The organism is Streptomyces sp. NPDC002566, assembly GCF_042889585.1.
In the GTDB taxonomy this organism is placed as follows: domain Bacteria; phylum Actinomycetota; class Actinomycetes; order Streptomycetales; family Streptomycetaceae; genus Streptomyces.
The window spans coordinates 610,588-637,035 of record NZ_JBIARD010000003.1 but is presented as its reverse complement, the minus strand read 5'-3'; the positions used below and the strand labels follow the sequence as shown (position 1 = coordinate 637,035).

Here is a 26,448-nt window from a genome sequence, read left to right as displayed (position 1 = left end):
AGGGCTCCTCACGCACCCGCCGCGTCGGCGGCGGGCGTCACGGTCTCGGAGATGATCTCGCGGGCCGCGTCCAGGTCGTCGGGGGTCTTCAGCGCCAGCGTCCGCACGCCGGGCAGCGCGCGCTTGGCCAGACCGACCAGGGTCCCGCCGGGGGACACCTCGACGATCGCGGTGACGCCGAGCTCCTTGAAGGTCTCCATGCACAGGTCCCAGCGGACCGGGTTGGCGACCTGGCCGACGAGCCGGTCGAGGATCTCCGCGCCGGACGCCACGGTCCGCCCGTCCTTGTTGGAGACGTAGGCGACCGTCGGGTCGGCGGGGGTGACCTCCTTGGCGGCGGTCGCGAGCGTCTCGACCGCGGGGGCCATGTGGTGCGTGTGGAAGGCGCCGGCCACCTTGAGCGCGACGACCTTGCGGACGCCCTCGGGCTTGTCCTCGTTCAGCGCGGCGAGCTGCTCCAGCGTGCCCGCGGCCACGATCTGGCCCGCGCCGTTGATGTTCGCCGGGGTCAGCCCCAGCTTCCGCAGATGCGCGACGGAGACCTCCGGGTCGCCGCCGAGCAGCGCCGACATGCCGGTCTCGGTGATCGCGGCGGCCTCGGCCATGGCCAGACCGCGCTTGCGTACGAGGGTCAGCGCGGCGGTGTCGTCGAGGACCCCGGCGAACGCTGCGGCGGTGAACTCGCCGACGCTGTGGCCCGCGACGGCGCCCGGGGTCACGGCACCGAGTGCCGTGGCGGACAGGATTCCGGCGGCGACGAGCAGCGGCTGCGCCACCGCGGTGTCACGGATGGCGTCCGCGTCGGCCTGCGTGCCGTAGTGAACGAGGTCCAGTCCGATGGCGTCGGACCACGCGGCGACGCGGTCGGCGGCGCCGGGCAGTTCGAGCCAAGGGGTCAGGAAGCCGGGCGTCTGAGCGCCCTGGCCGGGAGCGACGAGTACGAGCACTCTCACACTCTCTCTTGAGGGCGGCCACGGCCGCCCGTGGGGACAAGGACGAAGAACGGCAGGGGGTTTTGTGGGCCCCCGACAAAAGCCTAGGTCTGGGGATCTCCATCGACCAGACGCCCCAGGATCAGTGCGATGCGCAAGGTGAACGCCGAGCGTACATCCGAAGGCGACCAGCCGGTGACGTCAGTCACACGTCGAAGCCGGTAGCGCACGGTGTTGGGATGGACGAACAGCATCCGGGCCGCACCCTCCAGACTGGACGCCTGTTCGAGGTAGACGGAGAGCGTCTCCAGCAGCGCGGACCCCGCCTCCTCCAGCGGTCTGTAGATCTCCTCCACCAACTGCTCGCGGGCTCCGGGGTCGCCCGCTATCGCCCGCTCCGGCAGCAGATCGTCGGCCAGGACCGGACGCGGGGCGTCCTGCCAGGCGGAACACGCCTTCAGTCCCGCCGCGGCGGCCTGCGCGGACCGGGTCGCGGCCAGCAGGTCGGGCACGACGGGCCCGGCCACCACAGGGCCCGCCGCGTACGGGCCGATCAGCGACCTGGCCACCGCCAGCGGATTGTCGCTGCCGCCCGCGATGACGACGAGCCGCGAGCCGAGCACCCCGGTGAGCACCTGGAGCTTGGCGTGCCGGGCGGCCCGCCGGATCGCCTCCACCGTCAGCTCCGAGTCGCCGTCCGGGGCGGTGCCCAGCACCACGCACACGTTCTCCGGAGCGTTCCAGCCGAGCGCGGCGGCCCGGCTGACGGCCCCCTCGTCGGCCTCCCCGCTGAGCACGGCGTTGACGACGAGGGACTCCAGCCGGGCGTCCCACGCGCCGCGCGCCTCGGCCGCCTGCGCGTACACCTGGGCGGTGGCGAAGGCGATCTCACGGGCGTACACGAGGAGCGCCTCGCGCAGCACGCTCTCGTCGCCCGGAGCGGCGACCTCGTCGATCGCGGACTCCATGACCTCGATGGTGGTGCGCACCATCTCCACCGTCTGCCGGAGCGTGATCGCCCGGGTCAGCTCCCTCGGGGCGGTCCCGAAGACGTCCGTGGAGATCGCCTGCGGGGCGTCCGGGTGCCGGAACCACTCCGTGAACGCGGCGATGCCCGCCTGGGCGACGAGCCCGATCCAGGAACGGTTCTCCGGGGGCATCGCCCGGTACCACGGCAGGGTCTCGTCCATCCGCGCGATCGCCTGGGCGGCGAGACTTCCGGAGGACTTCTCCAGCCGCTTCAGGGTCGCGGTGTGCGGGTGCGCTGCCGCTCGGCGGTGGCGGGCTTCGGGTTCGGAGTGGGATTCGGGCACGGGACAAGACTGCCTTATCGGGACGGCGGGCCGCGCCGGTGGGTTGCCGGGGGGCTTCGCCCGCCCGATAGCGTGGGTCGCGTGATGGACGTACGGCGCGCCGGAGAGCGCTACCGCGGCGGTGATCCCGAGGCCGGGATCGACACCCGGCACGCCTTCTCCTTCGGCGCCCACTACGACCCCGGCAACCTCCGCTTCGGCGCGCTGATCGCCTGCAACGAGGAGCGGCTCGCGCCCGGCGCGGGCTTCGGCGAACACGCCCACAGCCACACGGAGATCGTGACCTGGGTGGTCGAGGGCGAGCTGACCCACCGCGACTCCGAGGGCCACGAGGCGACCGTCCGCCCCGGGGACGTGCAGCGGCTCAGCGCGGCGGCCGGGGTGCGCCACACCGAGCGCAACGACGCCGAAGTCCCCCTGGCCTTCGTCCAGATGTGGCTGACCCCGCTGGAGCCCGGCGGCGACCCGTCCTACGAGATCGTCCGCAGCGTCGCCGACTCCACCCCGTACGCCGTCCCGCGGGCCGGCGCGACCCTGCACGTACGGCGGCTGACGGCCGGGGAGCGGGCGGCGGCGCCGACGGGGTCGCACGGGTACGTGCATGTCGTACGCGGCGAAGTGAGCCTGGACGGCGAGCGGCTGGGCCCCGGCGACGCGGCGCGCCTCACGGACGCCGGCGAGGTCCGGGTGCTGGCGCTCACGCCGGCCGAGCTCCTGGTCTGGGAGATGCGCGCCGGCTGAGGGGGCCGGGACTCAGCCCTCCCGCAGCTCCGTCAGCAGCGCGTCCGTGAACGCCGGCCAGGCCTCGACCGCCCACGGGCCGAACGCGCGGTCCGTGAGCGCGACGGCCGCCAGCCGCGCGTCGGGGTCGATCCACAGGAACGTACCGGACTGCCCGAAGTGGCCGAACGTGCGCGGCGAGGAGGAACCGCCGGTCCAGTGCGGGGACTTGGAGTCGCGGATCTCGAAGCCGAGGCCCCAGTCGTTGGGGTTCTGGTGGCCGTAGCCGGGCAGGACGCCCTTCGTGCCCGGGTACTGCACGCTCATCGCCTCGGCGACCGTGCGCGGGTCCAGCAGCCGGGGCGCCTGCACCTCGGCCGCGAAGCGCAGCAGGTCCTCCACGGTCGAGACGCCGTCCTTCGCGGGCGACCCCTCCAGCGAGGTGGACGCCATCCCCAGCGGCTCCAGCACCGCCTGCCGCAGGTACTCCCCGAAGTCGATGTCCGTGGCCTTGGCGATGTGGTCGCCGAGCTGCTCGAACCCGGCGTTGGAGTACAGCCGCCGCTCCCCGGGCGCGGCGGTCGCCCGGTGCTCGTCGAAGGCGAGCCCGGAGGTGTGCGCGAGCAGATGGCGCACGGTCGCCCCGGGCGGCCCGGCCGGCTCGTCCAGCTCGATCGCCCCCTCCTCGTAGGCGACCAGCGCGGCGTAGGCGGCGAGCGGCTTGGTGACCGAGGCCAGCGGGAAGCGCCGCCCGGCCGGGCCGTGCGTCCCGAGGACCGTCCCGTCGGCCCGCACGACACCCGCCGCGGCGGAGGGGACGGGCCAGTTCTCGATCAGCGCGAGGCTCTGCGACGACATGCCCCGAGCCTATGCGGCTAAAGGAGCAGCTCCATCAGAGGGTCGGGCTTGGGCCTGAAGCCGAGCGAGGCGTACAGCGGCTCGGCCTCGGGGGACGCCGTGAGGTGGACCTGGCGCACACCCCGCTCGCGGAACCAGTCCAGCAGCGCGTCCATGCACGCCCGCGCGTGCCCCCTGCGCCGGGCCTGCGGGTCCGTCGCGACGCTGAAGACGTACCCGACGGCGCCGTGCGGATTGCCGGCCCGCCCGATCCGGTACTCGACCGTGCCGACCACCAACGCGGCCAGCTTCCCGGGCCGCTCGGGGCAGTCCACGACGAACGCACCGAAGTCACCGTCCGGTTCGGCCAGCCGGCGGCGCAGCCCGGGCAGGGACTCGGCGTGCCAGTCGACGGGTCCGGCGCTGGGGGCGAGGGAGTCGATCATCACCTGGCGCAGCCTCAGCACTTCGGCGGCGTCCTCGGGCAGGGCCCGGCGTACGGCATTCATGCCCCGCAAGCTAACCGGTGGGATCCGGCCGCGTCTTTCCGATTCTTACCGTTCCCGCTTGCCTGGAGCGCACTTGAAGGTCATAGCGTGGGGCCATGACGGTGTTGCAGACCACGCCCGTGACCACCGAGCGCAGCCAGAGCTCCGCAGACGTCTGCTCCGGACCGCCGCCGGGCCATCCGCGCCCGGACGGGCAGGACCGCTACACGATCAGCGAGGTGGTCGCCTTCACCGGCCTGACGGCGCACACCCTGCGCTGGTACGAGCGGATCGGGCTGATGGCCCACGTCGACCGCTCGCACACCGGCCAGCGCCGCTACAGCAACCGCGACCTGGACTGGCTCGACCTGGTCGGCAAGCTGCGGCTGACCGGTATGCCGGTCGCCGACATGGTGCGGTACGCCGAGCTGGTGCGCGAGGGCGAGAGCACGTACGAGCAGCGGCGCGAACTGCTGGAGGAGACCCGGCGCGACGTCCAGGCCAGGATCGCCGAACTCCAGGACACGCTCGCCGTGCTCGACCGCAAGATCACGCACTACTCCCGGGGCGCGTGAGGGGGAAGTCCCTACAGCTCGGCCAGCAGGTCGGCCTTCTTCGCGGTGAACTCCTCGTCGGTGACCAGCCCGGCCTGGTGCAGTTCGCCGAGGTGGCGGATCCGGTCGGCGACGTCCGCCGGGTCCCGGCGGCGCGGGTCCGCGGCGGGGACGGCGGCCGCCGGGACGGCCGGCGTGCTCCCGCGCGTGCGGACGGCCGCCAGCACCGCCGCCGCCAGCGGCAGCGACTCGTGCACCGCCCCGTACCCGAGCCCGAACACCACCGTCGCGGGGTCCTGGTCGGTCCCCGCGGGCGCGTGCTCGCCGCGGTGCAGCCGCAGGTAGCCTTCGAAGACCTCCGGCGACCGCCACTCCACGCCGCTCAGCTCGGACACCGGGAAGCTCTGGTCGCCCGCCTTCCACTTGGCCGACGACGCGCCCGTCCAGAACCACCGGAACCGCACGGTCCGCCCGTCGAAGGACGCCTTCGCGTCGTACGCCTTGAACGACAGCGGCGCCTTCGGGGCCGCCACCAGGAACCGGTCGGCCGGCCCGGACTCGCTGAGCCGCTCCCGCAGCTCGTCGGCGTAGTACTCCGCGAGCGCGTCCCGCTCGCCCGGCAGCACCAGCCGGTAGGGGTCGCAGGACTCCTTCAGCTGCCCCGCCGCAGCCTCGATCAGCGGGTCCGCGCCTTCGCGCGGTCGGATGCGCAGCACCGCGGTCCCGCGTCTGCCGGGCTCCAGCGTCACGCCTTCGATCGCCGCCAGCGGGATCCGGCGCTCCCCGAGCGCCGACAGCAGCTTCGGTGTGCGTATCCCCCGTTCGTAGCGGATGAGGACGGAGTCGGACTCGAACTCCCAGGCGGCATGAAATCCGGCCAGTACGTCACCCATGCGGCTCATCGTATGCGGCACCGGCTTTTTCCGTCCCTCCTCGCGCACACCGCTGTTTCTGCGCCTCTACGCGCGTCCCGCCGTCGTTGCGCCGGACAGATCCTCCCGGCAGGCGTCATCCTCCGCGGCGCAGCGCACCGAGTCGTACACGCCGGCGCCGATGCCGGCGAAGTTGCGCAGGCTGTCCGTGCCGGGCTCGAAGTAGCCGGCGTGGCCCTCGGCCTCCCGCGCGGACAGCACCCGCGCGCCGAACCCGGACGACACCGGGTCCGCGCCGTGCCCGAGGCCGCCGAGCTCCAGGTAGGGCACGTCCTGCACCCAGTCGTCGGCGTCCCGCATCGCCCACACCCGGGCGGAGGTGCGCAGCTGGACCGCGCTCTCCACCCGCATGCCGGGGCTGCCGGCCACCGCGATGTCGCTGACCCGCTCCGGCAGCGTGTGCGCGGCGACCCCGCACACCACGGAGCCGTAGCTGTGGCAGAACAGCGAGACGGGCGAGACGCCGGGCAGGGCGCGCACCAGGGCGTTCAGCCGGGTGGCGCCGGACTCGGCGCGCATCGCGGTGGCCGAGTCGATGCCGAGGCCGGCGGGGGAGGTGTAGTCGGCCCAGGCGATCACGGCGGTCCGCGTCTCAGGGCTCGCCTCCCGCTCGGCCGCGTACAGCGCCTGGGCCATGCCGACGGGCGCCGAGTACTTGCGGTAGGTGCGCTGGAAGGTGAGCAGCGCGGTGTCGACGCCGGGGACCACGACGGAGATCCGCTGGGCGCTGTCGAGGTCGCCGAAGACCTCGGCGGCGCGGCCGGCGCCGTCCGGGTCGAAGGCGAGGATCTTGCGGTCGCGGTCGCTCATCGACTCGTAGCGCTGCATGCGCCGCCCGGCCTCGTGCTGGCCGGCGGGGGAGAGCCGGGCGTCGTGCATCCGGGCGCGCTCGACGCGCACCTGCTCCCGCAGCGCCATGCGGTTGGCGAGGTAGCGCAGCTCGGCCGGGGCGCCGTTCATGTTGCCGACGGCGAGCGGGTAGCGGTGGGCGAGCGTGGTGCGCTGGGCCGCGGTGAGGGTGGCGAAGAACCGGGCGAGCCGACCGGGGGCCGCGGACGGGTCCGGCAGCGCGCGTCCGTCGACGCGGCCCTCTTCCCAGGCGGTGAGCGACGCGCGCAGGGCGGTGCTCTCCCGCTGGTGGTGTACGGCGGTCCAGCCGGTGGTCGCCAGCATCACGAAGACCACGGCGAGGGCGAGCAGCAGCCGCCCCATGTTGAGCGGGGGAGTGGAGTCGAAGGAAGTCACTGGAAGGACACACTAGGAGAACGGGATGGTCTCGGGAGGCCCGAGTGACGGGTATCACGTTTCGATGACCGTGACGATGGTCATGAGATCTCTCAGGCCGTGCGCCAGCTTCCCATGAGCGCGGGCCCCAGTTGGTCGAGGTAGCGGGACGCGAGGGCGCGCATCTCCTCCAGAGTCACGTTCTCGCCGCTGCTCCAGTGCCGCTCCGTGAGCCGCATGACCCCGCCGAAGGCCGCCACCGCCAGCCGCGGCCGCGGGTCGGCCTCCACGTCGAGCCCCTCGCGGTCCGCGAGCACCCGGGCGATCGTCTCCTCGGTCTCGACCGAGTGTCGCAGATACGCGGCGAGCAGCACCGGCGTCGACTCGATCACCCGGCACATGCGCAGGTACAGCTCCACCGGCACGACCTGCTCGACGATCTCGTGCACCGAGTTCCAGCCGTCCAGGACGGCCTGGCGCAGGGCCTCCAGAGGCGCCTCGTGCGGCGGGCGTTCGCGCACCGCCTCGACGAAGCGCGCCACGGTCATGTCGGCGACCGCGAGGGCCGCCTCCTCCTTGCCGGCGAAGTAGCGGAAGAAGGTGCGCTGGGAGACGTCGACCGCCTGGGCGATCTCGTCGACGGTGGTCCGCTCGTACCCCCGGGTGGTGAACAGTTCCAGCGCGGCGCGCAGCAGCGCGTCCCGGGTGCGCTGTTTCTTGCGCTCACGCAGAGTTTCCATAGATGTCAGTTACCGACTTGTGAATTGGTTTGTCAATTGTCAGCGGCTGTCACTAGCCTCCGCTGTATGACTAGTCAGACCACCGTCGACAAGACGGGACCGGGGGACGGGGCGCCCCACGACCCGTCGGACCAGCCTCCGGCCAAGGGGCTGCGCGGACACCCGTGGTTCACGCTCATCACCGTCGCCGTGGGCGTCATGATGGTGGCCCTGGACGGCACCATCGTCGCCATCGCCAACCCGGCGATCGCCAGCGACCTGGGCGCCACCTTCGCCGAGGTGCAGTGGATCACCAACGCCTACTTCCTCGCCCTCGCGGTCTCCCTGATCACCGCGGGCAAGCTCGGTGACCGCTTCGGGCACCGCCAGACCTTCCTGATAGGCGTCGTCGGCTTCGCCGCCGCCTCCGGCGCGATCGGCCTGTCCGACAGCATCGCGCTGGTCGTCACCTTCCGCGTCTTCCAGGGGCTGTTCGGCGCGCTGCTGATGCCGGCCGCGCTCGGGCTGCTGCGCGCGACCTTCCCGGCCGAGAAGCTCAACATGGCCATCGGCCTCTGGGGCATGGTCATCGGCGCCTCCACGGCCGGCGGTCCCATCCTCGGCGGCGTCCTCGTCGAGCACGTCAACTGGCAGTCGGTGTTCTTCATCAACGTGCCGGTCGGCGTCCTCGCCCTGGCGCTGGGCGCCGTCATCCTGCTCGACCACCGCGCCGAGAACGCCCCGCGCTCCTTCGACCTGCTGGGCATCGCCCTGCTGTCGGCGGCGATGTTCTGCCTCGTCTGGGCGCTGATCAAGGCCCCCGACTGGGGCTGGGGCGACGGCAAGACGTGGGCGTTCGTCCTCGCCTCCCTCGCGGGCTTCGCGCTCTTCGCCTACTGGGAGACCAGGGTGGCGGAGCCGCTGATCCCGCTGGCGCTGTTCCGCTCCGTCCCGCTGTCCGCGGGCGTGGTCCTCATGGTCCTGATGGCGATCGCCTTCATGGGCGGTCTGTTCTTCGTGACGTTCTACCTCCAGAACGTGCACGGGATGAGCCCCATCGACGCGGGCCTGCACCTGCTGCCGCTCACCGGCATGATGATCGTCGGCTCGCCGCTCGCCGGCGCGATGATCACCAAGTGGGGGCCGCGCATCCCGCTGGCCGGCGGCATGGCGGCCACCGCGATCGCCATGTACGGCATGTCCACGCTGGAGACGGACACCGGCAGCGGTGTCATGTCCGTCTGGTTCGCGCTGCTCGGCCTCGGACTCGCGCCCGTCATGGTCGGCGCCACCGAGGTCATCGTCGGCAACGCGCCGCTGGAGCTGTCCGGCGTGGCCGGCGGTCTCCAGCAGGCCGCGATGCAGATCGGCGGCAGCCTCGGCACCGCCGTGCTGGGCGCGGTGATGGCCTCCAAGGTGGACAGCGACCTGCCCGTCAACTGGAAGGAGGCGGGGCTGCCGGACCTGACGCCCGAGCAGCTCGGCAAGGCCTCCGAGGCGGTCCAGGTCGGCGTGCCGCCGGTGGCGCCGGGCACGCCGGCGCCGATCGCCGCCAAGATCGCGGACGTCGCCCACGACACGTTCATCTCCGGGATGAGTCTGGCGTCCCTGGTCGCGGCGGGCGTGGCCGCGGTCGCCGTACTGGTCGCGCTGCTGACCAAGCGCGGGGCCAACGCCGACGCGGGAGCGGGCGTCGGCCACATCTGACGGGTGCTCCCCGAGCACGACTCGGGGACTCCGCCGACCGACCCCGGGCTTGGTCCGGGGTCAGTCGGCGTTCGCGCGGGACCTCAGGGCCGCCACCTCCGTGCGCAGCGCCCTGACCTCCTCCGTCAGGGCCCGGATCGCCTCCGTCTGCCGGCGCTCCTCCACGTCGTCCTTCTCGAAGCGCTCGATGAACCACGCGGCGATGTTCGCGGTCACGACACCGAGCAGGGCGATCCCGGACAGCATCAGGCCGACCGCGATCATCCGGCCCAGTCCCGTGGTCGGCGCGTGGTCCCCGTAGCCCACGGTCGTCATCGTGGTGAAGGACCACCACAGGGCGTCACCCAGGGTGCGGATGTTCCCGTCCGGCGCGTCCCGCTCCACCGACAGCACCGCCAGCGACCCGAACATCAGCAGCCCGACGACCGCCCCGGCGACGTACGTCGTCACCTGTATCTGCGAGGCCATCCGCGCCCGCTGCCCCACCAGCAGCAGCGTCGACACCAGCCGCAGCAGCTTCAGCGGCTGTATCACCGGCAGCACCACCGCGGCCAGGTCCAGCCAGCGGGTGCGGACGAACTCCCGGCGGTCCCGCGCCAGCGCCAGCCGCACCGCGTAGTCCCCGGCGAAGGCCGCCCACACCGCCCACTCGACCGCCGCGCACACGGCGGTGAGCGACGCGTCGGCCGAGGTGTCCACGATCGGCAGGGCGTACGCCACGGCGAACACCACGGCGAGCGCCAGCAAAGGCCGCTGCGTCCGCTCTTCCCACCGCGCCTGGGCCGTTTCTTCCCGCATGACCCGCATCGTAAGGAACGGGTGAACGCGAAGGGGCGGTGAGGCCGAACCTCACCGCCCCTCGGGATCAGGCGTCGCCGCCCGCCGCCCCCGGGTCCGCCGCCGCCACGTCCAGCAGCTGGTACCGGTCGACGGCCTGCTTCAGCGCCGAACGGTCGACCTTGCCCTCCTTGGCCAGCTCGGTCAGGACCGCCAGCACGATCGACTGCGCGTCGATGTGGAAGTACCGCCGGGCGGCGCCCCGCGTGTCCGCGAAGCCGAAGCCGTCCGCGCCCAGCGACTGGTAGGTCCCCGGCACCCAGCGCGCGATCTGGTCCGGCACCGAGCGCATCCAGTCGGAGACCGCCACGAACGGCCCCTCGGCCCCGGCGAGCTTGCGGGTCACGTACGGAACGCGCTGCTCCTCCTCGGGGTGCAGCAGGTTGTGCCGCTCGACCTCGACGGCCTCGCGCCGCAGCTCGTTCCAGGAGGTCGCCGACCAGACGTCGGCCTTGACGTTCCACTCCTCGGCGAGGATCTTCTGCGCCTCGACCGCCCACGGCACGGCGACGCCGGAGGCGAGGATCTGCGCCGGGACCGAGCCCGAGACGCCCTCGCTGAAGCGGTAGACGCCCTTGAGGATGCCCTCGACGTCGACGTCCTCCGGCTCGGCGGGGTGCCGGATGGGCTCGTTGTAGACGGTGAGGTAGTAGAAGACGTCCTCGCCCGGCTTGCCGTCCGCGGTCTCGCCGTACATCCGGCGCAGACCGTCCTTGACGATGTGCGCGATCTCGAAGCCGAACGCGGGGTCGTACGCCACACAGCCCGGGTTGGTGGAGGCGAGCAGCTGGGAGTGGCCGTCCGCGTGCTGGAGGCCCTCACCGGTCAGGGTCGTACGGCCCGCGGTCGCGCCCAGGACGAAACCGCGCGCCAACTGGTCGGCCATCTGCCAGAACTGGTCGCCGGTGCGCTGGAAACCGAACATCGAGTAGAAGACGTAGACCGGGACGAGCGGCTCGCCGTGCGTGGCGTAGGCCGAGCCGGCCGCGATCAGCGAGGCCGTGCAGCCGGCCTCGGAGATGCCGTCGTGCAGCATCTGGCCGGTGGGCGACTCCTTGTACGCGAGCAGCAGCTCGCGGTCCACGGACTCGTACTGCTGGCCGAGCGGGTTGTAGATCTTCGCACTCGGGAAGAACGAGTCCATGCCGAAGGTGCGGTACTCGTCCGGCGCGATCAGCACGAACCGCTTGCCGAGTTCCTTGTCCCGCATGAGGTCCTTCAGCAGCCTGACGAACGCCATGGTCGTGGCGATCGACTGCTGACCGGAGCCCTTCTTCACGGTCGCGTACGTCTTGTCGTCCGGCAGCGCGAGCGGCTTGGCGCGCACGACCCGCGTCGGGACGTACCCGCCGAGCCCCTTGCGCCGGTCGTGCATGTACTGCAGCTCCTCGGAGTCGCGCCCCGGGTGGTAGTACGGCGGGACCCCGCCCTCCAGCTCCTTGTCGGAGATCGGCAGGTGCAGCCGGTCGCGGAAGCCCTTGAGGTCGTCGACCGTCAGCTTCTTCATCTGGTGCGTGGCGTTGCGGCCCTCGAAGTTCGGCCCGAGCGTCCAGCCCTTGACCGTCTTGGCGAGGATGACCGTCGGCTGGCCGGTGTGCTCCACGGCCGCCTTGAACGCCGCGTAGATCTTCCGGTGGTCGTGGCCGCCGCGCCCCAGGTGCAGGATCTGGTCGTCGGTCATGCCCTCGACCATCGCGCGCAGCCGCTGGTCGTCGCCGAAGAAGTGCTCGCGGATGTACGCGCCGGACTCGGTGGCGTACGTCTGGAACTGGCCGTCGGGCGTGGTGTTCATCCTGTTGACGAGGACGCCGTCGCGGTCCTGCGCGAGCAGCGGGTCCCAGGACCGGTCCCAGATCAGCTTGATCACGTTCCAGCCGGCGCCCCGGAACACCGACTCCAGCTCCTGGATGACCTTGCCGTTGCCGCGCACCGGGCCGTCGAGGCGCTGGAGGTTGCAGTTCACGACGAACGTCAGGTTGTCCAGGCCCTCACGGGCGGCGATGGACAGCTGGCCGAGCGACTCGGGCTCGTCCATCTCGCCGTCCCCGAGGAACGCCCACACATGCGACTTGGAGGTGTCGGCGATCCCGCGCGCGTGCATGTAGCGGTTCATCCGCGCCTGGTAGATCGCCCCGATCGGGCCGAGGCCCATCGACACGGTCGGGAACTCCCAGAAGTCCGGCATCAGCCGGGGGTGCGGGTACGAGGAGAGCCCGTGCGGCGCCTTGGACTTCTCCTGGCGGAAGGCGTCCAGGTTCTGCTCGCTGAGCCGGTCCAGCAGGTACGCGCGCGCGTAGATGCCCGGCGAGGCGTGCCCCTGGAAGAAGACCTGGTCGCCGCCGTCGCCCTCGTCCTTGCCGCGGAAGAAGTGGTTGAAGCCGACGTCGTACAGCGACGCGGAGGAGGCGAACGTGGCGATGTGGCCGCCCACGCCGATGCCCGGGCGCTGGGCGCGCGAGACCATCACGGCCGCGTTCCAGCGGGTCGCGTTGAGGATCTTCCGCTCGATCTCCTCGTTGCCCGGGAAGAACGGCTCGGCCCTGGTGGGGATGGTGTTGACGTAGTCCGTGCTGCGCATCTCGGGCACGGCCACGCGCTTCTCGCGGGCCCGCTCGATCAGGCGCAGCATCAGATAGCGGGCCCGTTCCCGGCCCCGCTCGTCGATCGCGGCGTCGAGGGAGTCGAGCCACTCCTGGGTCTCCTCGGGATCGAAGTCAGGAACCTGACTCGGGAGGCCGCCAATGATGATCGGGTTGCGATCGGATCCGGAAGCCACGCTGTTCCTTACCTGTCGGAGGGCTGATTGTCCGCTGTGCCGCTGTGTTCGCCGGCCCGCGCCGCACGCCCCGGGTCTGCAGTGCCTGCACCGCCCCCATCGTGTACCTCGGGGCCGCAAACGTCATCTCTACCCAGAGGTAACCGGTACCTGTTCGAAACTCGTACCCGTGGATGGTTCTCAAACGCGCATTCAGGGCACACAGGTGTGGTGTGTGTCACCCATCGGCCCGGGTGGTGTGCCTGAAGTTGCGGCGACACGGCCAGGATCGTCACCGTTTCGGCGGTCTGAACCGCCGGGTACTTGCGCGATCCGTCCCGCCCGTGTGGACTACGGCCAATGCTTCGCGCACGCGCGTGGCTGAGTTATTTCCCGAAACATGATCAGGAGGCACCCCGTGAGCGCGACCGCGGACCACGCGGAGGAGCGGACGAGCCCTGCCGTCAGGCTGGGTTTCCAGCCCGGGCAGGTGGTCCAGGAGATCGGCTACGACGACGACGTCGATCAGGAGCTCCGCGAGTCCATCGAGGAAGTCATCGGCAGCGACCTGGTGGACGAGGACTACGACGACGTTGCCGACGCCGTGGTGCTGTGGTTCCGCGACGAGGACGGCGACCTGACGGATGCGCTGGTGGACGCCACCACGTACATCGAAGAAGGCGGCTCCATCCTCCTCCTCACGCCGAAGACCGGCCGAGCGGGGTACGTCGAGCCCAGCGACATCTCCGAAGCCTCGACGACGGCGGGTCTGTCGGCCAGCAAGAGCGTCAGCGTGGGCAAGGACTGGAGCGGCAGCCGGCTGGTGACGCCCAAGGCGGCCAAGTCCAAGAAGTGACGAACTGAAGGTCCGGACGGGCCGGGCGCGCGCCCGGCCCGTCCGGCGGCCCGCTGTGATCGCTGCGTAGGCTGGGGCTCACCCAGACAGCCCCACGAAGGGACGTCCTCGCGATGGCGATCCAGGTCGGCGACAAGGCCCCCGACTTCGAGCTCAAGGACAACCACGGCAGGACCGTGCGCCTGTCCGACTTCCGCGGCGAGCGGAACGTCGTCCTGATCTTCTACCCGTTCGCCTTCACCGGTGTGTGCACGGGCGAGCTGTGCGAGGTGCGGGACAACCTGCCGCGCTTCGCCGACCGCGACACCCAGGTGCTCGCCGTCTCCAACGACTCCATCCACACCCTGCGCGTCTTCGCCGAGCAGGAGAACCTGGAGTACCCGCTGCTCAGCGACTTCTGGCCGCACGGCGAGGTGTCCCGGGCCTACGGCGTCTTCGCCGAGGACAAGGGCTGCGCGGTGCGCGGCACCTTCGTCATCGACAAGGAGGGCGTGGTGCGCTGGACCGTCGTGAACGGGCTGCCGGACGCCCGTGATCTCGGCGAGTACGTCTCGGCTCTCGACACCCTGTGATTGACGGGCCCCAGAGCCTGTGGGGTCCGGGAACCCGTCACTAGGATCGACTCGTTGATCCGATATCCGACGCACGACGGGGCTCCCCGGCCCCTGACACCAATGGAGGACTTCGTGGGAGTCAGCCTCAGCAAGGGCGGCAACGTTTCGCTGACCAAGGAGGCCCCGGGCCTGACCGCGGTCATCGTCGGTCTGGGGTGGGACGTGCGCACCACGACCGGCACCGACTTCGACCTGGACGCGAGCGCGCTGCTGCTGAACAACGCGGGCAAGGTCGCCAGCGACGCCAACTTCGTCTTCTTCAACAACCTCAAGAGCCCCGACGGCTCGGTCGAGCACACCGGCGACAACCTCACCGGTGAGGGCGAGGGCGACGACGAGGCGATCAAGGTCAACCTCGCGGCCGTCCCGGCCGACGTGGAGAAGATCGTCTTCCCGGTCTCCATCTACGACGCCGAGAACCGCCAGCAGTCCTTCGGCCAGGTCCGCAACGCCTTCATCCGCGTCGTGAACCAGGCCGGCGGCACCGAGATCGCCCGCTACGACCTGAGCGAGGACGCCTCGACGGAGACCGCGATGGTCTTCGGCGAGCTCTACCGGCACGGCGCGGAGTGGAAGTTCCGCGCCATCGGCCAGGGCTACGCGTCGGGCCTGCGCGGCATCGCGCAGGACTTCGGCGTCAACGTCTGACCCGACTCGCCCACTGTCCGGCGCCGCACCGTTTACGGGCGGCGCCGGACGCGCAGGACAACCGAAGATGACCGGGCTCCGGCCCTGACAGCCGGACAGGCCCCAGGGGAGGATCAGCACATGGGTGTCACGCTCGCCAAAGGAGGCAACGTCTCCCTGTCCAAGGTCGCGCCTAACCTCACGCGGGTGATGGTCGGCCTCGGCTGGGACGCGCGCTCCACCACCGGAGCACCCTTCGACCTCGACGCCAGCGCACTGCTGTGCGCCGGCCAGCGGGTCATGGGCGACGAGTGGTTCGTCTTCTACAACCAGCTGACCAGCCCCGACGGCTCCGTGGAGCACACCGGCGACAACCTCACCGGTGAGGGCGACGGCGACGACGAGTCGCTGCTCGTCGACCTCGCCAAGGTGCCGGCCCAGTGCGACAAGATCGTCTTCCCGGTCTCGATCCACATGGCCGACGAGCGCGGCCAGACCTTCGGACAGGTCAGCAACGCGTTCATCCGGGTCGTCAACCAGGCCGACGGCCAGGAGCTCGCGCGCTACGACCTGAGCGAGGACGCCTCCACCGAAACCGCCATGATCTTCGGCGAGCTCTATCGCTACCAGGGCGAATGGAAGTTCCGTGCGGTCGGGCAGGGGTACGCGTCAGGGCTGCGGGGCATCGCTCTAGACTTCGGGGTCAACGTTTCGTAAAACCGCGTACGGCGCGGGGGAGCCCCGTACACAAGGATTGGGTAGCCAGTGGTTCTGAAAACCTTCGGGTGGTCGTTCGCGGTGACCGCGCTCGGCCTCGTCGCGGCGGTGTTCTACGGGGGGTGGACCGCCTTCGGAGTCGTGGCGATCCTTTCCGTCCTCGAGATCTCGCTGTCCTTCGACAACGCAGTCGTCAACGCCGGGATCCTGAAGAAGATGAACGCCTTCTGGCAGCGCATCTTCCTCACCGTCGGCGTCCTCATCGCCGTCTTCGGCATGCGCCTCGTCTTTCCCGTCGTCATCGTCGCGATCAGCGCCCAGCTCGGGCCGATCGAGGCCGTCGACCTCGCGCTCACCGACAAGGACCGCTACCAGGAACTCGTCACCGACGCGCACCCGGCGATCGCCGCCTTCGGCGGCATGTTCCTGCTGATGATCTTCCTCGACTTCATCTTCGAGGACCGGGACATCAAGTGGCTCGCCTGGCTGGAGCGCCCGCTCGCCAAGCTGGGCAAGGTCGACATGCTGTCGGTGTGCATCGCCCTGATCGTCCTGCTGATCACCGCGATGACCTTCGCCACCAACGCCCACCTGCACGCCGGGCACGCCGACAAGGCCGAAACCGTCCTGCTCTCCGGCGTCGCCGGCCTCATCACGTACCTCGTCGTCGGCGGTCTCTCCAGCTACTTCGAGGACAAGCTGGAGGAAGAGGAGGAGCGCGAGCACGAGGCCGAGGAAGAGGCCAAGCGCACCGGCAAGAAGCAGTCCGCCGTGCTCCTCGCGGGCAAGGCCGCCTTCTTCATGTTCCTCTACCTCGAAGTCCTGGACGCCTCGTTCTCCTTCGACGGCGTGATCGGCGCCTTCGCCATCACCAACGACATCGTCCTGATGGCCCTCGGCCTCGGCATCGGCGCCATGTACGTCCGGTCGCTCACCGTCTACCTGGTCCGCCAGGGCACCCTCGACGACTACGTCTACCTGGAGCACGGCGCCCACTACGCGATCGGCGCCCTCGCCGTCATCCTGCTGGTCACCATCCAGTACCAGATCTCCGAGATCATCACCGGCCTGGTCGGCGTCGTGCTGATCGCCTGGTCCTTCTGGTCCTCCGTCCGCCGCAACCGCGCCCTGGCCGCGGCCGAAGGCGGATCCGGCTCGGACGAGAAGAGCGAGGTCTCGTCCGGGGTGTGATCACCTTCCCGGTGAGGAACGCTCTGTGCGGGGCGGCCGTCGAGGACGAGTCCTCCGGCGGCCGCCCCGCCGGTCTTCCACAGATCCCCTGGGGGCGGGAATGGGATTCTTCGACGGACTCCGGCCCGGCCGGGCCGCCGACTTCGACTCGGGCAGCGCGGCGACCAACGCCATCGAGCTGACCAAACGGCACAGCCAGGTCTCGCTCACCCGGCAGGACGCCGCCACCGGCAACCTGCGCATCAACCTGACCTGGCGGATGCGCACCTCCGACATCGGCGGCGGGCGGGAGAGCCTGCTGCGCCACCCCTTCAAGGCGCTGCGCCCGCCGGAGGTCATGGGACACAGCCAGAGCATGGTCAACGTCGACCTCGACCTCGGCTGCCTGTACGAGCTCACCGACGGCACCAAGGGCGTCGTCCAGCCGCTGGGCGGGCTCCTCGGGGACGTCAACGCCCCGCCGTACGTGAAGCTCAGCGGGGACGACCGGTTCGGCTCGGCGTCCGGGGAGACGATCTACGTCAACCTCGACCACCGCGAAGCGATCAAGCGGCTGCTGGTGTTCGTCTACATCTACGACCAGACGCCGGCCTTCGACCGCACCCACGCGATCGTCACGCTCTACCCGAGCAACGGGCCCCGCATCGAGATCGGCCTCGACGAACGGCACCCCCAGGCCCGCTCCTGCGCGGTGGTGATGATCGAGAACGTGAAGGACGAACTCGTGGTGCGGCGCGAGGTGCGCTTCGTATACGGCTTCCAGGCGGAACTGGACCGGCTCTACGGGTGGGGACTGCAGTGGGGACGCGGCTACAAGGCCAAGGCGGAGAAGTGACCGAGGCCCCTGCGATGACGCCTACCGTCCGATGAACTGGGGGCCCTGCGGCGGCATCCGGAACTCCTGAGCCGGGGCCTGGGCCGCCGCCGGGGCCGGGGCCTGCTGAGGGGCGTCCGGGTAGCCGTAGCCGTACGTCGGGAGGTTCGGCGGGTAGCCGTAGGTGGCGGGGGGCTGCTGCGGGGTGGTCGTCGTCGGCTGCTCCGGGGGGAGCGGCTGGGACAGGCTCGGGGTCGGGTCCGGAGCCGTCCTGGGCAGCCCGTCGTCCTGCTGCTCCGCCGATTCGTCCACCGAGATGCCGTAGTCGGTCGCCAGTCCCTTGAGGCCCTCGGTGTAGCCCTCGCCCAGCGCGCGGAACTTCCAGCCGTCCCCGCGGCGGTACAGCTCCCCGCAGATCAGCGCGGTCTCCTCGCCCGTCTCCGGACGGATGTCGAACGTGGCCAGCGGATCGCCGTCCTTGGCCGCGTCGTACAGCAGGATGCTGAGGGACCGTACGTGGTCGAAGGTGACGCCGTCCGCCGAAGCGACCAGGAGAATGCGGCCCACGTCGGGCTCGACACCGGCCAGATCCGTCTGGATCGTGTCGGTGAGGCCCTCGGTCACCCGCTTCGCGCCGAGCCGCCACACCTTCCCGGAGGGGTGCCGGGGCTGGTTGTAGAAGACGAAGTCCTCGTCGGAGCGCACACGGCCGTCGGGACCGAGGAGCAGCGCGGAGGCGTCCACGGCCGGTACCCCCCGCCCGGGCGTCCAGCGCAGCACGGCCCGCACCGTGGCGGCCTTCAGCGGGACGTTCGACCCCTTCAGCATGGCGTGCGTCATGCGGTCATCCTGCCCTTTCGGTTCTGCTCACGACAACGCGGGGTACTCGGCGGTTCCGTGTCACCTGAAATTCACGACCGCCGGGAACCCCGGACATCTGACCCTACGTACTATTACCGGCCACCCATCGCCGAAATCCACCGGCCACCTTGCTCCACGGGGGAGATACATGCGTCATTTCGGGCACCTCACCGCCGAGGTGCGGCAGCGTCTCTTCCATCGCGAGCCGTGCGCCTTCGACGCCGACTCGCCGGGCCGGCTGCTCTCCGCCGCCCTGGGCGCCACGCTCTACAGCCCGGCCACCCGGCCCCGGCTCGCCGACGACGTCGTCAAGCAGACCGCACGCGGCGTGGTCTCGATGGTGCTGTGCCTGGAGGACTCCATCGGCGACGAGGACGTGGCCGAGGGCGAGCGGAACCTCGTCCGCCAGTTCACCGAGCTCGCCGCCCGCCCCGCGGGCGAACTGCCGCTGCTGTTCATCCGGGTCCGCACACCCGAGCAGATCCCCGACCTGGTCCGGCGTCTCGGCCCGCAGGCGCGGCTGCTCAGCGGCTTCGTGTTCCCGAAGTTCACCGAGGAGCGCGGCATCCCCTTCCTGGAGGCGCTGACCGGCGCCGAGGTGGCGAGCGGGCGGCGGCTGTTCGGCATGCCCGTGCTGGAGACGCCCGAGCTGATGTACCGGGAGTCGCGGGTGGAGGCCCTGGAGGGCATCGCCCGCGCCGTCGAGAAGTACCGCAGCCGGGTCCTCGCCCTGCGCCTCGGCGTGACCGACTTCTGCTCCTCCTACGGGCTGCGCCGGGCCCCCGACATGACCGCCTACGACGTGCAGATCGTCGCCTCCGTCATCGCGGACGTGGTGAACATGCTCGGCCGGGCCGACGGTTCGGGATTCACCGTGACCGGGCCGGTGTGGGAGTACTTCCGGGTGCCCGAGCGCATGTTCAAGCCGATGCTGCGGCACAGCCCCTTCCTGGAGGGACAGGCCGTGGAGCTGCGTGAGAAGCTGATCGAGCACGCGATGGACGGGCTGCTGCGCGAGATCTCGCTCGACCACGCCAACGGCCTGCTCGGCAAGACCTGCATCCACCCCTCGCACGTGCCGGCGGTCCACGCGCTGTCCGTCGTCAGCCACGAGGAGTACAGCGACGCGGCGGACATCCTGCGGCCGGAGCGCGGCGGCGGGGGAGTGCTGCGGTCGGCGTACACGAACAAGATGAACGAGGTGAAGCCGCACCGCGCCTGGGCGGAGCGGACGATGCTCCGGGCCGAGGTCTTCGGGGTGGCCAACGAGGACGTCAGCTTCGTCGACCTGCTCGCCGCGACCATCCCCGGCTGAGCCCTCTCACCCGCCTCACTCCTCTCCACCTGGCTTCGACATAGGGACGCATGAACAACTCAGTGAACAACGCGGTCTGGTCCGGGACCTGGGTCGCCGAGCGGCTCGGGCTGGAACTCGTGGGCGACGACGCGCTCCGTGACCACCTGGGGCTCGCCCTGCGCCGCAACCCCAAGCGGGCGCACCTGCTCGTCTCCAACGTGCTGGGCAAACACGTCCCGCAGTCGCCGGCCGTCGTCCGCGGCCATGGCGTCGCCCTCGGCCGCCGGGTGCGGGAACTGCTGGGCGCGGAGGCGGGGAACGCGGTCGTCCTCGGCTACGCGGAGACCGCCACCGGCCTCGGCCACTGCGTCGCCGACGGCATCGGCTCCGTCCCCTACCTGCACTCCACGCGCCGCCCGGTGCCCGGCGTCGCCCGGGCCGGCGGCTTCGAGGAGGCCCACTCCCACGCCACCTCCCACCTGCTGCTGCCGGAGGACCCCGCGCTGCTCGTCGGCGACGGGCCGCTGGTCCTGGTCGACGACGAGTTCTCCACCGGCAACACGGTCCTCAACACCATCCGCGACCTCCACGAGCGTTATCCGCGCCGCCGGTACGTGGTGGTCGCCCTGGTCGACATGCGCTCGGCCGCGGACGCGGGGCGCCTGAGCGACTTCGCCCACGAGATCGGGGCGCGAGTCGATCTCGTGGCCGCGGCCTCGGGCACGGTGCTCCTGCCGGAGGGGGTGCTGGAGAAGGGGCGGGAACTGGTGGCGCGGTACGAGGAGGGTGCCGCGCAAGGTGATTCGTCGTCTGCCGCCGCGTCGGGGCCGCCCGCGCCCCGCGGCGGAGCCGCAGATCAACACCGCCCCGCGCCCCTGGGGGTGGATGCCGACGCGAGCTGTGAAGCGGAGGGTCGGCCCACCTCCTCCCTAGGGGCGCGGGGCGGTGACATATGCGGCTCCGCCGCGGGGGCGCGAACAACCCCCACCGGCCCGCAGCCGACACACCACCTCACCCGCGTGGACCTGAACTGGCCCGAAGGCCTCCCCGACGGTGGCCGTCACGGCTTCACGCCCGCACACCGCGCACAACTCGACGCCGCTCTCCCCGACATGGCCGCCCGCCTGGCAGCCGCACTACCAAGGGACGCCCGCGTGCACATCCTCGGCTTCGAGGAGCTGATGTACGCCCCCCTGCGCCTCGCCTGCGAGCTGGAGCGCGGCGGTGGCGTCGAGGTCACCTACTCCACCACCACCCGTTCCCCCGTCCTCGCGGTCGACGACCCCGGTTACGCGATACGCAGCCGCCTCGTCTTCCCCGCGCACGACGACCCCGCCGACGGCCCCGGCGAGCGCTACGCCTACAACGTCGCCGGCGCCGGTTTCGACGCCGTCGTCGCCGTCGTGGACTCCGCGGCCGACACGGAGGAGCTGCACGCCCCCGGCGGCCTCCTCGACCGGCTCGCCGCGCACACCCCGCACGTGGTCCTCGCCGTCGTACCGTCGTACGTGCCGCAGCCGCTGTACGCCGACGTCCTGCCCGAAAAGAGACCCTCCATGCTGTCCGAGCCCCTCCGCGGCCCCGCCTTCTCCTCGTACGCGCCCGAGGAGGTCGGCTGGCTGCTCCAGGACCTCTCGGACGTGACGCTGGAGGCGCCGACCGAGGAGCGCGAGGAGGCCATCCAGTCGGGCGGCGCGCACTACGCCGAGTCGCTGCCGGTGGAGTACCAGCCCAGCGAGCAGTACCAGGAGCTGTTCCACGCCGCCCTCGGGACCTCCGCGGCGCGCCTCGCGCAGGCGGTCGGCGCGGTCACGGAGCTGGTGATCGCCGAACGCTCCCCGCGCCCCGTCCTGGTCTCCCTCGCCCGCGCCGGCACCCCCGTCGGCGTGCTGATGCGCCGCTGGGCGGCCCACCGGCACGGTCTCGAACTGCCGCACTACGCCGTGTCGATCGTGCGCGGGCGCGGCATCGACGCCAACGCGCTGCGCTGGCTCGCCGAGCACCACGACCCGCGGGACGTCGTCTTCGTCGACGGCTGGACCGGCAAGGGCGCGATCACCCGCGAACTCGCGGCGGCCGTCGAGGAGTTCGAGGCGGCGGGCGGCGCGCCCGGCTTCGACCCGGAGATCGCGGTGCTCGCCGACCCGGGCTCCTGCGTGCGCACGTACGGCACCCGCGAGGACTTCCTGATCCCCTCCGCCTGCCTCAACTCCACGGTGTCCGGCCTGATATCGCGGACGGTGCTGCGCGCCGACCTGGTCGGCCCGCACGACTTCCACGGCGCGAAGTTCTACCGCGAACTGGCCGGAGCGGACCTGTCCAACGCCTTCCTGGACGCCGTCTCCGCCCGCTTCCCCGAGGTCGCCGACGCGGTCGACGGCACGGTGAAGGAGCTCCTCGCGAGCGACCGCTCGCCCACCTGGGAGGGCTGGGCCGCGGTGGAGCGCATCAGCGAGGAGTACGGCATCCACGACGTGAACCTGGTCAAGCCCGGCGTGGGCGAGACCACCCGGGTGCTGCTGCGCCGCGTCCCGTGGAAGATCCTGGCCCGCTCCGGCGCGGGCGCCGACCTGGACCACGTCCGGCTGCTGGCCGGGCAGCGAGGGGTGCCGGTGGAGGAGGTCGGCGAACTGCCGTACACCTGCGTGGGGTTGATCCACCCGAAGTACACGCGGGGCGCGACCGGCGCCGACGGCCGGGCGGTGACGGTGTGATGCCGGTGCTGGTGGCGAGCGACCTCGACCGTACGCTCATCTACTCCGCGGCGGCCCTCGCGCTGACCATGCCGGACGCGCGGGCGCCCCGGCTGCTCTGCGTGGAGGTGCACGAGAGCCGGCCGCTGTCGTTCATGACGGAGACGTCGGCGCGGCTGCTCACCGAACTCGGGGACGCGGCGCTGTTCATGCCGACGACCACCCGGACGCGCAAGCAGTACCTGCGCATCAACCTGCCGGGCCCGCCGCCCAAGTACGCGATCTGCGCCAACGGCGGCCACCTCCTGGTCGACGGGGTGTCCGACCCGGACTGGCACGCGTCGGTGACCGCGCGGCTCGCCGACGAGTGCGCGCCGCTCGCGGAGGTGCAGGCGCACCTTGCGGCCTTCTCCGACCCGCTCTGGCTGCGCAAGCAGCGCGTCGCGGAGGACCTGTTCGCCTACCTCGTGGTGGAGCGCGAGCTGCTGCCCGAGGAGTGGGTGAAGGAGCTCGCGGTCTGGGCGGAGAACCGCGGCTGGACGGTGTCCCTCCAGGGCCGCAAGGTCTACGCCGTGCCCAAGCCGCTCACCAAGAGCGCGGCCGTGCGCGAGGTGGTCCGCCGTACCGGCGCGCAGCTCACGCTGGCCGCCGGCGACTCGCTCCTGGACGCCGACCTGCTCCTGGCGGCGGACCGGGGCTGGCGCCCCGGCCACGGTGAACTGGCCGACGAGGCCTGGACGGCGCCGCGGATCACGGCGCTGCCCGAGCGGGGCGTCCTCGCGGGGGAGCGGATCCTGCGGGAGTTCCTGCGGGGGGCGCGCGAGGGATGACCCTCGCCGCGGCCCGTCGTTGACGTCAGCCGCCGCGCCCGTCGCCGGAGTCAGCCGCAGCAGCCTCCGCCGCAGCAGCCGCCGCCACCGCCCCCGCCGCCCGCCTTGGGCGCGGGGGCGGTCGTCGTGCCGCCCACGGCCACGGTGGAGAGCAGCTTGACCGTGTCGTCGTGGCCGGCGGGGCAGTCGGCGGGGGCGGAGGACTCCGCCATCGGGCGGCTCAGTTCGAACGTGTCGCCGCACGTCCGGCAGCGGTACTCGTAGCGAGGCATGCGCCCAGGTTAGCCGGGCGGCCCGCCCCCGCCCCGGTAGGCCGGTGGCTCGACCCCGGCTGGCCGGAACCCGATCTTCATGGTATTTACAGTTGTCCAATCTTGAAACAGTGCGGGCGGTCTGCCCTGGGGGGCCCGGAAGGCCGCCGGTTCCGTGGCACGGGAAAGGTGTGCGGGTCTGAATGAGACGTCGTTGGTGGGGGACGGGCGCGGTCGTCGCGGCGGGCGTGTGCGGGACGTTGTTGGCGGTGCAGACGGTGACCGGGGGGCCGTCCGGCGCGGGGGGCCGCGACGGGCGGGGACCGGTCCGTGACCAGGTCCGGTCGGCCGCGCTGACGCCGAGCCGGGACGGCGCGTCGGCCGCACTGGGCCGGCGGGAGACCGAGCCCTTCAGCATGCTGGGCGTCACCTGGCGGAACCCCTCCGCCGTGCTGAACGGCACGGTCGAGGTGCGCACCAGGGCGGTCGGTTCCGGAATCTGGTCGGACTGGCTGGCGCTGGAGCGCGACGCGGGCCGCGAGGAGAACGGCGGCGGCGTCCGGGGCGGCACCGAGCCCGCGTGGGTCGGGCCGTCCGACGGCGTCGAGGTGCGGGTGAACGGCAAGGCGGCCCGACGCCTGCCGCAGGGGCTGCGCCTGGACATGATCGCCGCCGACGGGAGCTCCACCGCGGCCGGCGACATCGAGCCCGCCGCGTTCGCCGCCGACGGGGACGGTCCCACCGCCCCGGAGACGACGCCGCCGGAAGCGACCCCGTCGACGCCCCCGTCCGCGTCGGAGACGGCCACGGACGGGTCGTCCCCGTCCGAGCCGCCCGCCTCGGACGCCGCGTCCCCCTCGTCCTCGCCCTCGTCGTCGCAGCCGGCGTCGCCCTCCGCGTCCGCGTCGCCGTCGCCCTCCGGGCCGGGCACGCCCACCGCGCCGCCGTCCACCGTGCCGCGGCCGTCGATCACGCCCCGCTCCGGATGGGGCGCGGACGAGTCGCTCAGCCCGGAGGAGCCGGCCTACCTGCCGGGCGGGAAGATCAAGGCCGTGGTGGTGCACCACACCGCCCAGAGCAACGACTACACCTGCGCCGAGGCGCCGTCGATCATCAACGCCGTCTACACCTACGACGTGCGGACGCTCGGCTGGAAGGACCTCGGCTACAACTTCGTCGTCGACAAGTGCGGCACCGTCTACGAGGGCCGCAAAGGCGGCGTGGACCTGCCGGTGGTGGGCGCCCACGCCTACGGCTTCAACTCCCAGACCACCGGCATCGCCGTGCTGGGCACGTACACCGACTCCCCGCCCTCCCAGGCCGCGATGGTCTCGGTGGCCCGGCTCGCCGCGTGGAAGCTCGGCCAGTACGGCGTCGAGCCGGACTCGACGGTCGACCTCACCACCGCGGTCGAGGGCCGCACCCTCGCCGGCAGGTCCTGGGGGCCCGGGGAGACGCTGACCCTCCCTGCGATCCACGGACACCGCGACGGCTATAACACCCTGTGCCCGGGCGACGCGTTCTACGCCCGCCTCGGCGAACTGCGCGGCCTCGCCGCCGGACCCGTGACGGGGCTGACGCTCACCTCCGTCACCGGCACGACCGCCGTCGGCCCGACCCGGTACGCCACCGGCCCCGTCACAGTGAACTGGTCGGCCACCACCCCGGCCGCGCTCGTCTCCCGTTACGAGGTGCTGGTCGACGGGGAGCCGGCGCTCACCGCCGACGGCGACGCGACCTCCGCCCGGGTGCCGCTGACCGACGGCGCGCACCGACTGCGGGTCAGGGCCGTCCACCTGTCCGGCCGGACCTCGGTCACCGAGCCCGTCGCCGTGACCTCGGACACCACCGCGCCCGCCTTCCCCGTCGCGCCGGGCCTCGCCCTGCGCCAGGGTGTCGTGGACCCGGCCGCCGTGCCGCTGACGCTCGGGTGGACCGCGGCCGACGCCGCCCTGAAGGAGGTGCGCCTGACCGCTCCGACGGCGGCGGCCTTCGGGCCGGCCGTCACCAGCGCCCCGTACACCGCGCCCCTCGGCGCCACCACCACCTGGTCGCTGAACGCCTCCGACGTGGCCGGGAACACCACCACGGCCTCGGTCGCGGGCACGCCGGCCGTCCTCGACGAGACCGACGCCGTCCGGACCGGGACCTGGACGGCCAAGTCGTCCGACCGTTTCCTGGGCGGCGGCGCTCTCGCCAGCCGCTCCAAGGACGCCTCGCTGACGTGGACGTTCACCGGCCGCTCGGTCGCCTGGGCGGTCGCGCGGTCCGCCCTCTCGGGCCGGGCGGACGTCTACGTGGACGGCGAGAAGGCGACGAGCGTGGACCTCAGGCTGTCCAAGGTCGGCTACCGGAACGCCGTCTGGACCCGGACCTGGGCCGAGAGCGCCCCGCACACGGTCAGGATCGTGGTGGAAGGCACACCGAGGCGCCCCACTGTCGTCACCGACGGACTCGTGTACCTGAAGTAGCAGGAACCTTCCGGGTATTGCCGAACAATCGGCGCATTCGGCCGGGGCGTCGCACGCCGGTGTCCCCGCCGAATGCCCTGACCCACCCCGACTTCGGGTGAAGGGACGGGAAAGTCTAGGATTGACCTGGGCTGTTCTGATGTATGCCCCACATCGTCGACTGTGTTTGCTTCTGTCGATTTCTTATGTGGAGAACTTGCGAAGAGCG

Annotated in this window: 24 protein-coding genes; 13 read left to right on the top strand and 11 right to left on the bottom strand. The window is 71.7% G+C overall.

The genetic code is table 11. The annotated features are described in order from the left end of the window. Window positions 1-8: 8 nt before the first annotated feature. Both ACFYXA_RS15685 and ACFYXA_RS15680 read right to left on the bottom strand, forming a co-directional pair. Window positions 9-947 carry an ACP S-malonyltransferase gene (locus tag ACFYXA_RS15685; RefSeq protein WP_352244958.1) on the bottom strand — a complete coding sequence of 313 codons (939 nt, stop codon included), beginning with the start codon at window positions 945-947 and terminating at the stop codon, window positions 9-11. A gap of 89 nt (window positions 948-1,036) precedes the next feature. Beyond that, window positions 1,037-2,245 (bottom strand): helix-turn-helix domain-containing protein, encoded by a 1,209-nt coding sequence (locus ACFYXA_RS15680; RefSeq protein ID WP_351098683.1) that lies wholly within the window; start codon window positions 2,243-2,245, stop codon window positions 1,037-1,039. Between the two features lie 84 nt (window positions 2,246-2,329). Between ACFYXA_RS15680 and ACFYXA_RS15675 the strand changes: the two genes are divergently transcribed. Next, window positions 2,330-2,986 (top strand): pirin family protein, encoded by a 657-nt coding sequence (locus ACFYXA_RS15675; protein WP_389033422.1) that lies wholly within the window; start codon window positions 2,330-2,332, stop codon window positions 2,984-2,986. Window positions 2,987-2,998: 12 nt separating this feature from the next. Here ACFYXA_RS15675 and ACFYXA_RS15670 read toward each other — a convergent pair whose 3' ends face one another. Next, the gene (locus ACFYXA_RS15670; protein ID WP_351098685.1) at window positions 2,999-3,823 is read right to left on the bottom strand and encodes a serine hydrolase domain-containing protein; all 825 of its coding nucleotides are present in this window, start codon (window positions 3,821-3,823) and stop codon (window positions 2,999-3,001) included. A gap of 17 nt (window positions 3,824-3,840) precedes the next feature. Next, a complete protein-coding gene (locus ACFYXA_RS15665) occupies window positions 3,841-4,311 on the bottom strand; it encodes a GNAT family N-acetyltransferase (protein WP_352244957.1) in 471 nt (156 codons plus the stop codon). Window positions 4,312-4,406: 95 nt separating this feature from the next. On the opposite strand from ACFYXA_RS15665, the gene ACFYXA_RS15660 reads away from it, so the two are divergent. After that, complete coding sequence (locus ACFYXA_RS15660; protein ID WP_352244956.1) at window positions 4,407-4,865, top strand: MerR family transcriptional regulator; 459 nt, start codon at window positions 4,407-4,409, stop codon at window positions 4,863-4,865. Window positions 4,866-4,876: 11 nt separating this feature from the next. Here the strand turns inward: ACFYXA_RS15660 and ACFYXA_RS15655 are convergent, their stop codons facing one another. The 3 genes from ACFYXA_RS15655 to ACFYXA_RS15645 form a co-directional block, all read right to left on the bottom strand. Then, window positions 4,877-5,746 carry a DUF4429 domain-containing protein gene (locus tag ACFYXA_RS15655; protein WP_389032806.1) on the bottom strand — a complete coding sequence of 290 codons (870 nt, stop codon included), beginning with the start codon at window positions 5,744-5,746 and terminating at the stop codon, window positions 4,877-4,879. A gap of 57 nt (window positions 5,747-5,803) precedes the next feature. Further along, window positions 5,804-7,021: an alpha/beta hydrolase gene (locus ACFYXA_RS15650; RefSeq protein WP_389032803.1), complete on the bottom strand. Its 1,218-nt coding sequence runs from the start codon at window positions 7,019-7,021 to the stop codon at window positions 5,804-5,806. A 92-nt stretch (window positions 7,022-7,113) separates the two neighbouring features. Beyond that, window positions 7,114-7,740, bottom strand: coding sequence for a TetR family transcriptional regulator (locus ACFYXA_RS15645; protein ID WP_352244954.1), 627 nt, complete (start codon window positions 7,738-7,740; stop codon window positions 7,114-7,116). Between the two features lie 66 nt (window positions 7,741-7,806). On the opposite strand from ACFYXA_RS15645, the gene ACFYXA_RS15640 reads away from it, so the two are divergent. Next, window positions 7,807-9,426: an MFS transporter gene (locus tag ACFYXA_RS15640; protein ID WP_389032800.1), complete on the top strand. Its 1,620-nt coding sequence runs from the start codon at window positions 7,807-7,809 to the stop codon at window positions 9,424-9,426. 60 nt (window positions 9,427-9,486) lie between these two features. Here the strand turns inward: ACFYXA_RS15640 and ACFYXA_RS15635 are convergent, their stop codons facing one another. Together ACFYXA_RS15635 and aceE are read right to left on the bottom strand one after the other, a co-directional pair. Then, entirely contained in the window at window positions 9,487-10,224 is a 738-nt protein-coding gene (locus tag ACFYXA_RS15635; protein WP_352244952.1) for a potassium channel family protein, read from the bottom strand. A gap of 67 nt (window positions 10,225-10,291) precedes the next feature. After that, window positions 10,292-13,039, bottom strand: coding sequence for a pyruvate dehydrogenase (acetyl-transferring), homodimeric type (gene aceE / locus ACFYXA_RS15630; RefSeq protein WP_352244951.1), 2,748 nt, complete (start codon window positions 13,037-13,039; stop codon window positions 10,292-10,294). A 397-nt stretch (window positions 13,040-13,436) separates the two neighbouring features. On the opposite strand from aceE, the gene ACFYXA_RS15625 reads away from it, so the two are divergent. The 6 genes from ACFYXA_RS15625 to ACFYXA_RS15600 all read left to right on the top strand — a co-directional run bounded on the left by ACFYXA_RS15625 (window position 13,437) and on the right by ACFYXA_RS15600 (window position 17,858). Further along, entirely contained in the window at window positions 13,437-13,874 is a 438-nt protein-coding gene (locus ACFYXA_RS15625; RefSeq protein WP_351098695.1) for a DUF3052 domain-containing protein, read from the top strand. Window positions 13,875-13,987: 113 nt separating this feature from the next. Further along, window positions 13,988-14,446, top strand: coding sequence for a peroxiredoxin (locus tag ACFYXA_RS15620; protein WP_352244950.1), 459 nt, complete (start codon window positions 13,988-13,990; stop codon window positions 14,444-14,446). A 114-nt stretch (window positions 14,447-14,560) separates the two neighbouring features. Beyond that, window positions 14,561-15,136 carry a TerD family protein gene (locus ACFYXA_RS15615; protein WP_130436975.1) on the top strand — a complete coding sequence of 192 codons (576 nt, stop codon included), beginning with the start codon at window positions 14,561-14,563 and terminating at the stop codon, window positions 15,134-15,136. Window positions 15,137-15,256: 120 nt separating this feature from the next. Then, window positions 15,257-15,832, top strand: coding sequence for a TerD family protein (locus tag ACFYXA_RS15610; protein WP_130436976.1), 576 nt, complete (start codon window positions 15,257-15,259; stop codon window positions 15,830-15,832). 48 nt (window positions 15,833-15,880) lie between these two features. After that, window positions 15,881-17,023: a DUF475 domain-containing protein gene (locus ACFYXA_RS15605; RefSeq protein ID WP_352244949.1), complete on the top strand. Its 1,143-nt coding sequence runs from the start codon at window positions 15,881-15,883 to the stop codon at window positions 17,021-17,023. A gap of 100 nt (window positions 17,024-17,123) precedes the next feature. Then, complete coding sequence (locus tag ACFYXA_RS15600) at window positions 17,124-17,858, top strand: Tellurium resistance (RefSeq protein ID WP_351097902.1); 735 nt, start codon at window positions 17,124-17,126, stop codon at window positions 17,856-17,858. A gap of 21 nt (window positions 17,859-17,879) precedes the next feature. On the opposite strand, the gene ACFYXA_RS15595 is transcribed toward ACFYXA_RS15600, so the two are convergent. Next, a complete protein-coding gene (locus ACFYXA_RS15595; RefSeq protein WP_352244948.1) occupies window positions 17,880-18,677 on the bottom strand; it encodes a TerD family protein in 798 nt (265 codons plus the stop codon). Window positions 18,678-18,846: 169 nt separating this feature from the next. Between ACFYXA_RS15595 and ACFYXA_RS15590 the strand changes: the two genes are divergently transcribed. The 3 genes from ACFYXA_RS15590 to ACFYXA_RS15580 are packed head-to-tail and all read left to right on the top strand — an operon-like array spanning window position 18,847 to window position 23,518. Beyond that, a complete protein-coding gene (locus ACFYXA_RS15590; protein WP_389032791.1) occupies window positions 18,847-20,013 on the top strand; it encodes an HpcH/HpaI aldolase/citrate lyase family protein in 1,167 nt (388 codons plus the stop codon). A gap of 50 nt (window positions 20,014-20,063) precedes the next feature. Next, window positions 20,064-22,709: a phosphoribosyltransferase gene (locus tag ACFYXA_RS15585; protein WP_389032787.1), complete on the top strand. Its 2,646-nt coding sequence runs from the start codon at window positions 20,064-20,066 to the stop codon at window positions 22,707-22,709. Then, a complete protein-coding gene (locus ACFYXA_RS15580; protein WP_352244945.1) occupies window positions 22,709-23,518 on the top strand; it encodes an HAD family hydrolase in 810 nt (269 codons plus the stop codon). The genes ACFYXA_RS15585 and ACFYXA_RS15580 overlap by 1 nt, the downstream gene beginning before the upstream one ends. Before the next feature lie 50 nt (window positions 23,519-23,568). Here the strand turns inward: ACFYXA_RS15580 and ACFYXA_RS15575 are convergent, their stop codons facing one another. Beyond that, complete coding sequence (locus ACFYXA_RS15575; RefSeq protein WP_130436983.1) at window positions 23,569-23,790, bottom strand: zinc ribbon domain-containing protein; 222 nt, start codon at window positions 23,788-23,790, stop codon at window positions 23,569-23,571. 182 nt (window positions 23,791-23,972) lie between these two features. Here ACFYXA_RS15575 and ACFYXA_RS15570 point away from each other — a divergent pair, with 182 nt between their 5' ends. Further along, the gene (locus ACFYXA_RS15570) at window positions 23,973-26,240 is read left to right on the top strand and encodes a peptidoglycan recognition protein (protein WP_389032783.1); all 2,268 of its coding nucleotides are present in this window, start codon (window positions 23,973-23,975) and stop codon (window positions 26,238-26,240) included. The last annotated feature ends 208 nt before the right edge of the window (window positions 26,241-26,448 follow it).

Coding starts and splice junctions, on each gene's coding strand:
- ACFYXA_RS15590 (WP_389032791.1), top strand. CDS start 18,847: ATGCGTCATTTCGGGCACCTCACCGCCGAGGTGCGGCAGCGTCTCTTC.
- ACFYXA_RS15585 (WP_389032787.1), top strand. CDS start 20,064: ATGAACAACTCAGTGAACAACGCGGTCTGGTCCGGGACCTGGGTCGCC.
- ACFYXA_RS15610 (WP_130436976.1), top strand. CDS start 15,257: ATGGGTGTCACGCTCGCCAAAGGAGGCAACGTCTCCCTGTCCAAGGTC.
- ACFYXA_RS15575 (WP_130436983.1), bottom strand. CDS start 23,790: ATGCCTCGCTACGAGTACCGCTGCCGGACGTGCGGCGACACGTTCGAA.
- ACFYXA_RS15595 (WP_352244948.1), bottom strand. CDS start 18,677: ATGACGCACGCCATGCTGAAGGGGTCGAACGTCCCGCTGAAGGCCGCC.
- ACFYXA_RS15620 (WP_352244950.1), top strand. CDS start 13,988: ATGGCGATCCAGGTCGGCGACAAGGCCCCCGACTTCGAGCTCAAGGAC.
- ACFYXA_RS15570 (WP_389032783.1), top strand. CDS start 23,973: ATGAGACGTCGTTGGTGGGGGACGGGCGCGGTCGTCGCGGCGGGCGTG.
- ACFYXA_RS15655 (WP_389032806.1), bottom strand. CDS start 5,746: ATGAGCCGCATGGGTGACGTACTGGCCGGATTTCATGCCGCCTGGGAG.
- ACFYXA_RS15665 (WP_352244957.1), bottom strand. CDS start 4,311: ATGAATGCCGTACGCCGGGCCCTGCCCGAGGACGCCGCCGAAGTGCTG.
- ACFYXA_RS15640 (WP_389032800.1), top strand. CDS start 7,807: ATGACTAGTCAGACCACCGTCGACAAGACGGGACCGGGGGACGGGGCG.
- ACFYXA_RS15645 (WP_352244954.1), bottom strand. CDS start 7,740: ATGGAAACTCTGCGTGAGCGCAAGAAACAGCGCACCCGGGACGCGCTG.
- ACFYXA_RS15600 (WP_351097902.1), top strand. CDS start 17,124: ATGGGATTCTTCGACGGACTCCGGCCCGGCCGGGCCGCCGACTTCGAC.
- ACFYXA_RS15635 (WP_352244952.1), bottom strand. CDS start 10,224: ATGCGGGAAGAAACGGCCCAGGCGCGGTGGGAAGAGCGGACGCAGCGG.
- ACFYXA_RS15580 (WP_352244945.1), top strand. CDS start 22,709: ATGCCGGTGCTGGTGGCGAGCGACCTCGACCGTACGCTCATCTACTCC.
- ACFYXA_RS15675 (WP_389033422.1), top strand. CDS start 2,330: ATGGACGTACGGCGCGCCGGAGAGCGCTACCGCGGCGGTGATCCCGAG.
- ACFYXA_RS15660 (WP_352244956.1), top strand. CDS start 4,407: ATGACGGTGTTGCAGACCACGCCCGTGACCACCGAGCGCAGCCAGAGC.
- ACFYXA_RS15670 (WP_351098685.1), bottom strand. CDS start 3,823: ATGTCGTCGCAGAGCCTCGCGCTGATCGAGAACTGGCCCGTCCCCTCC.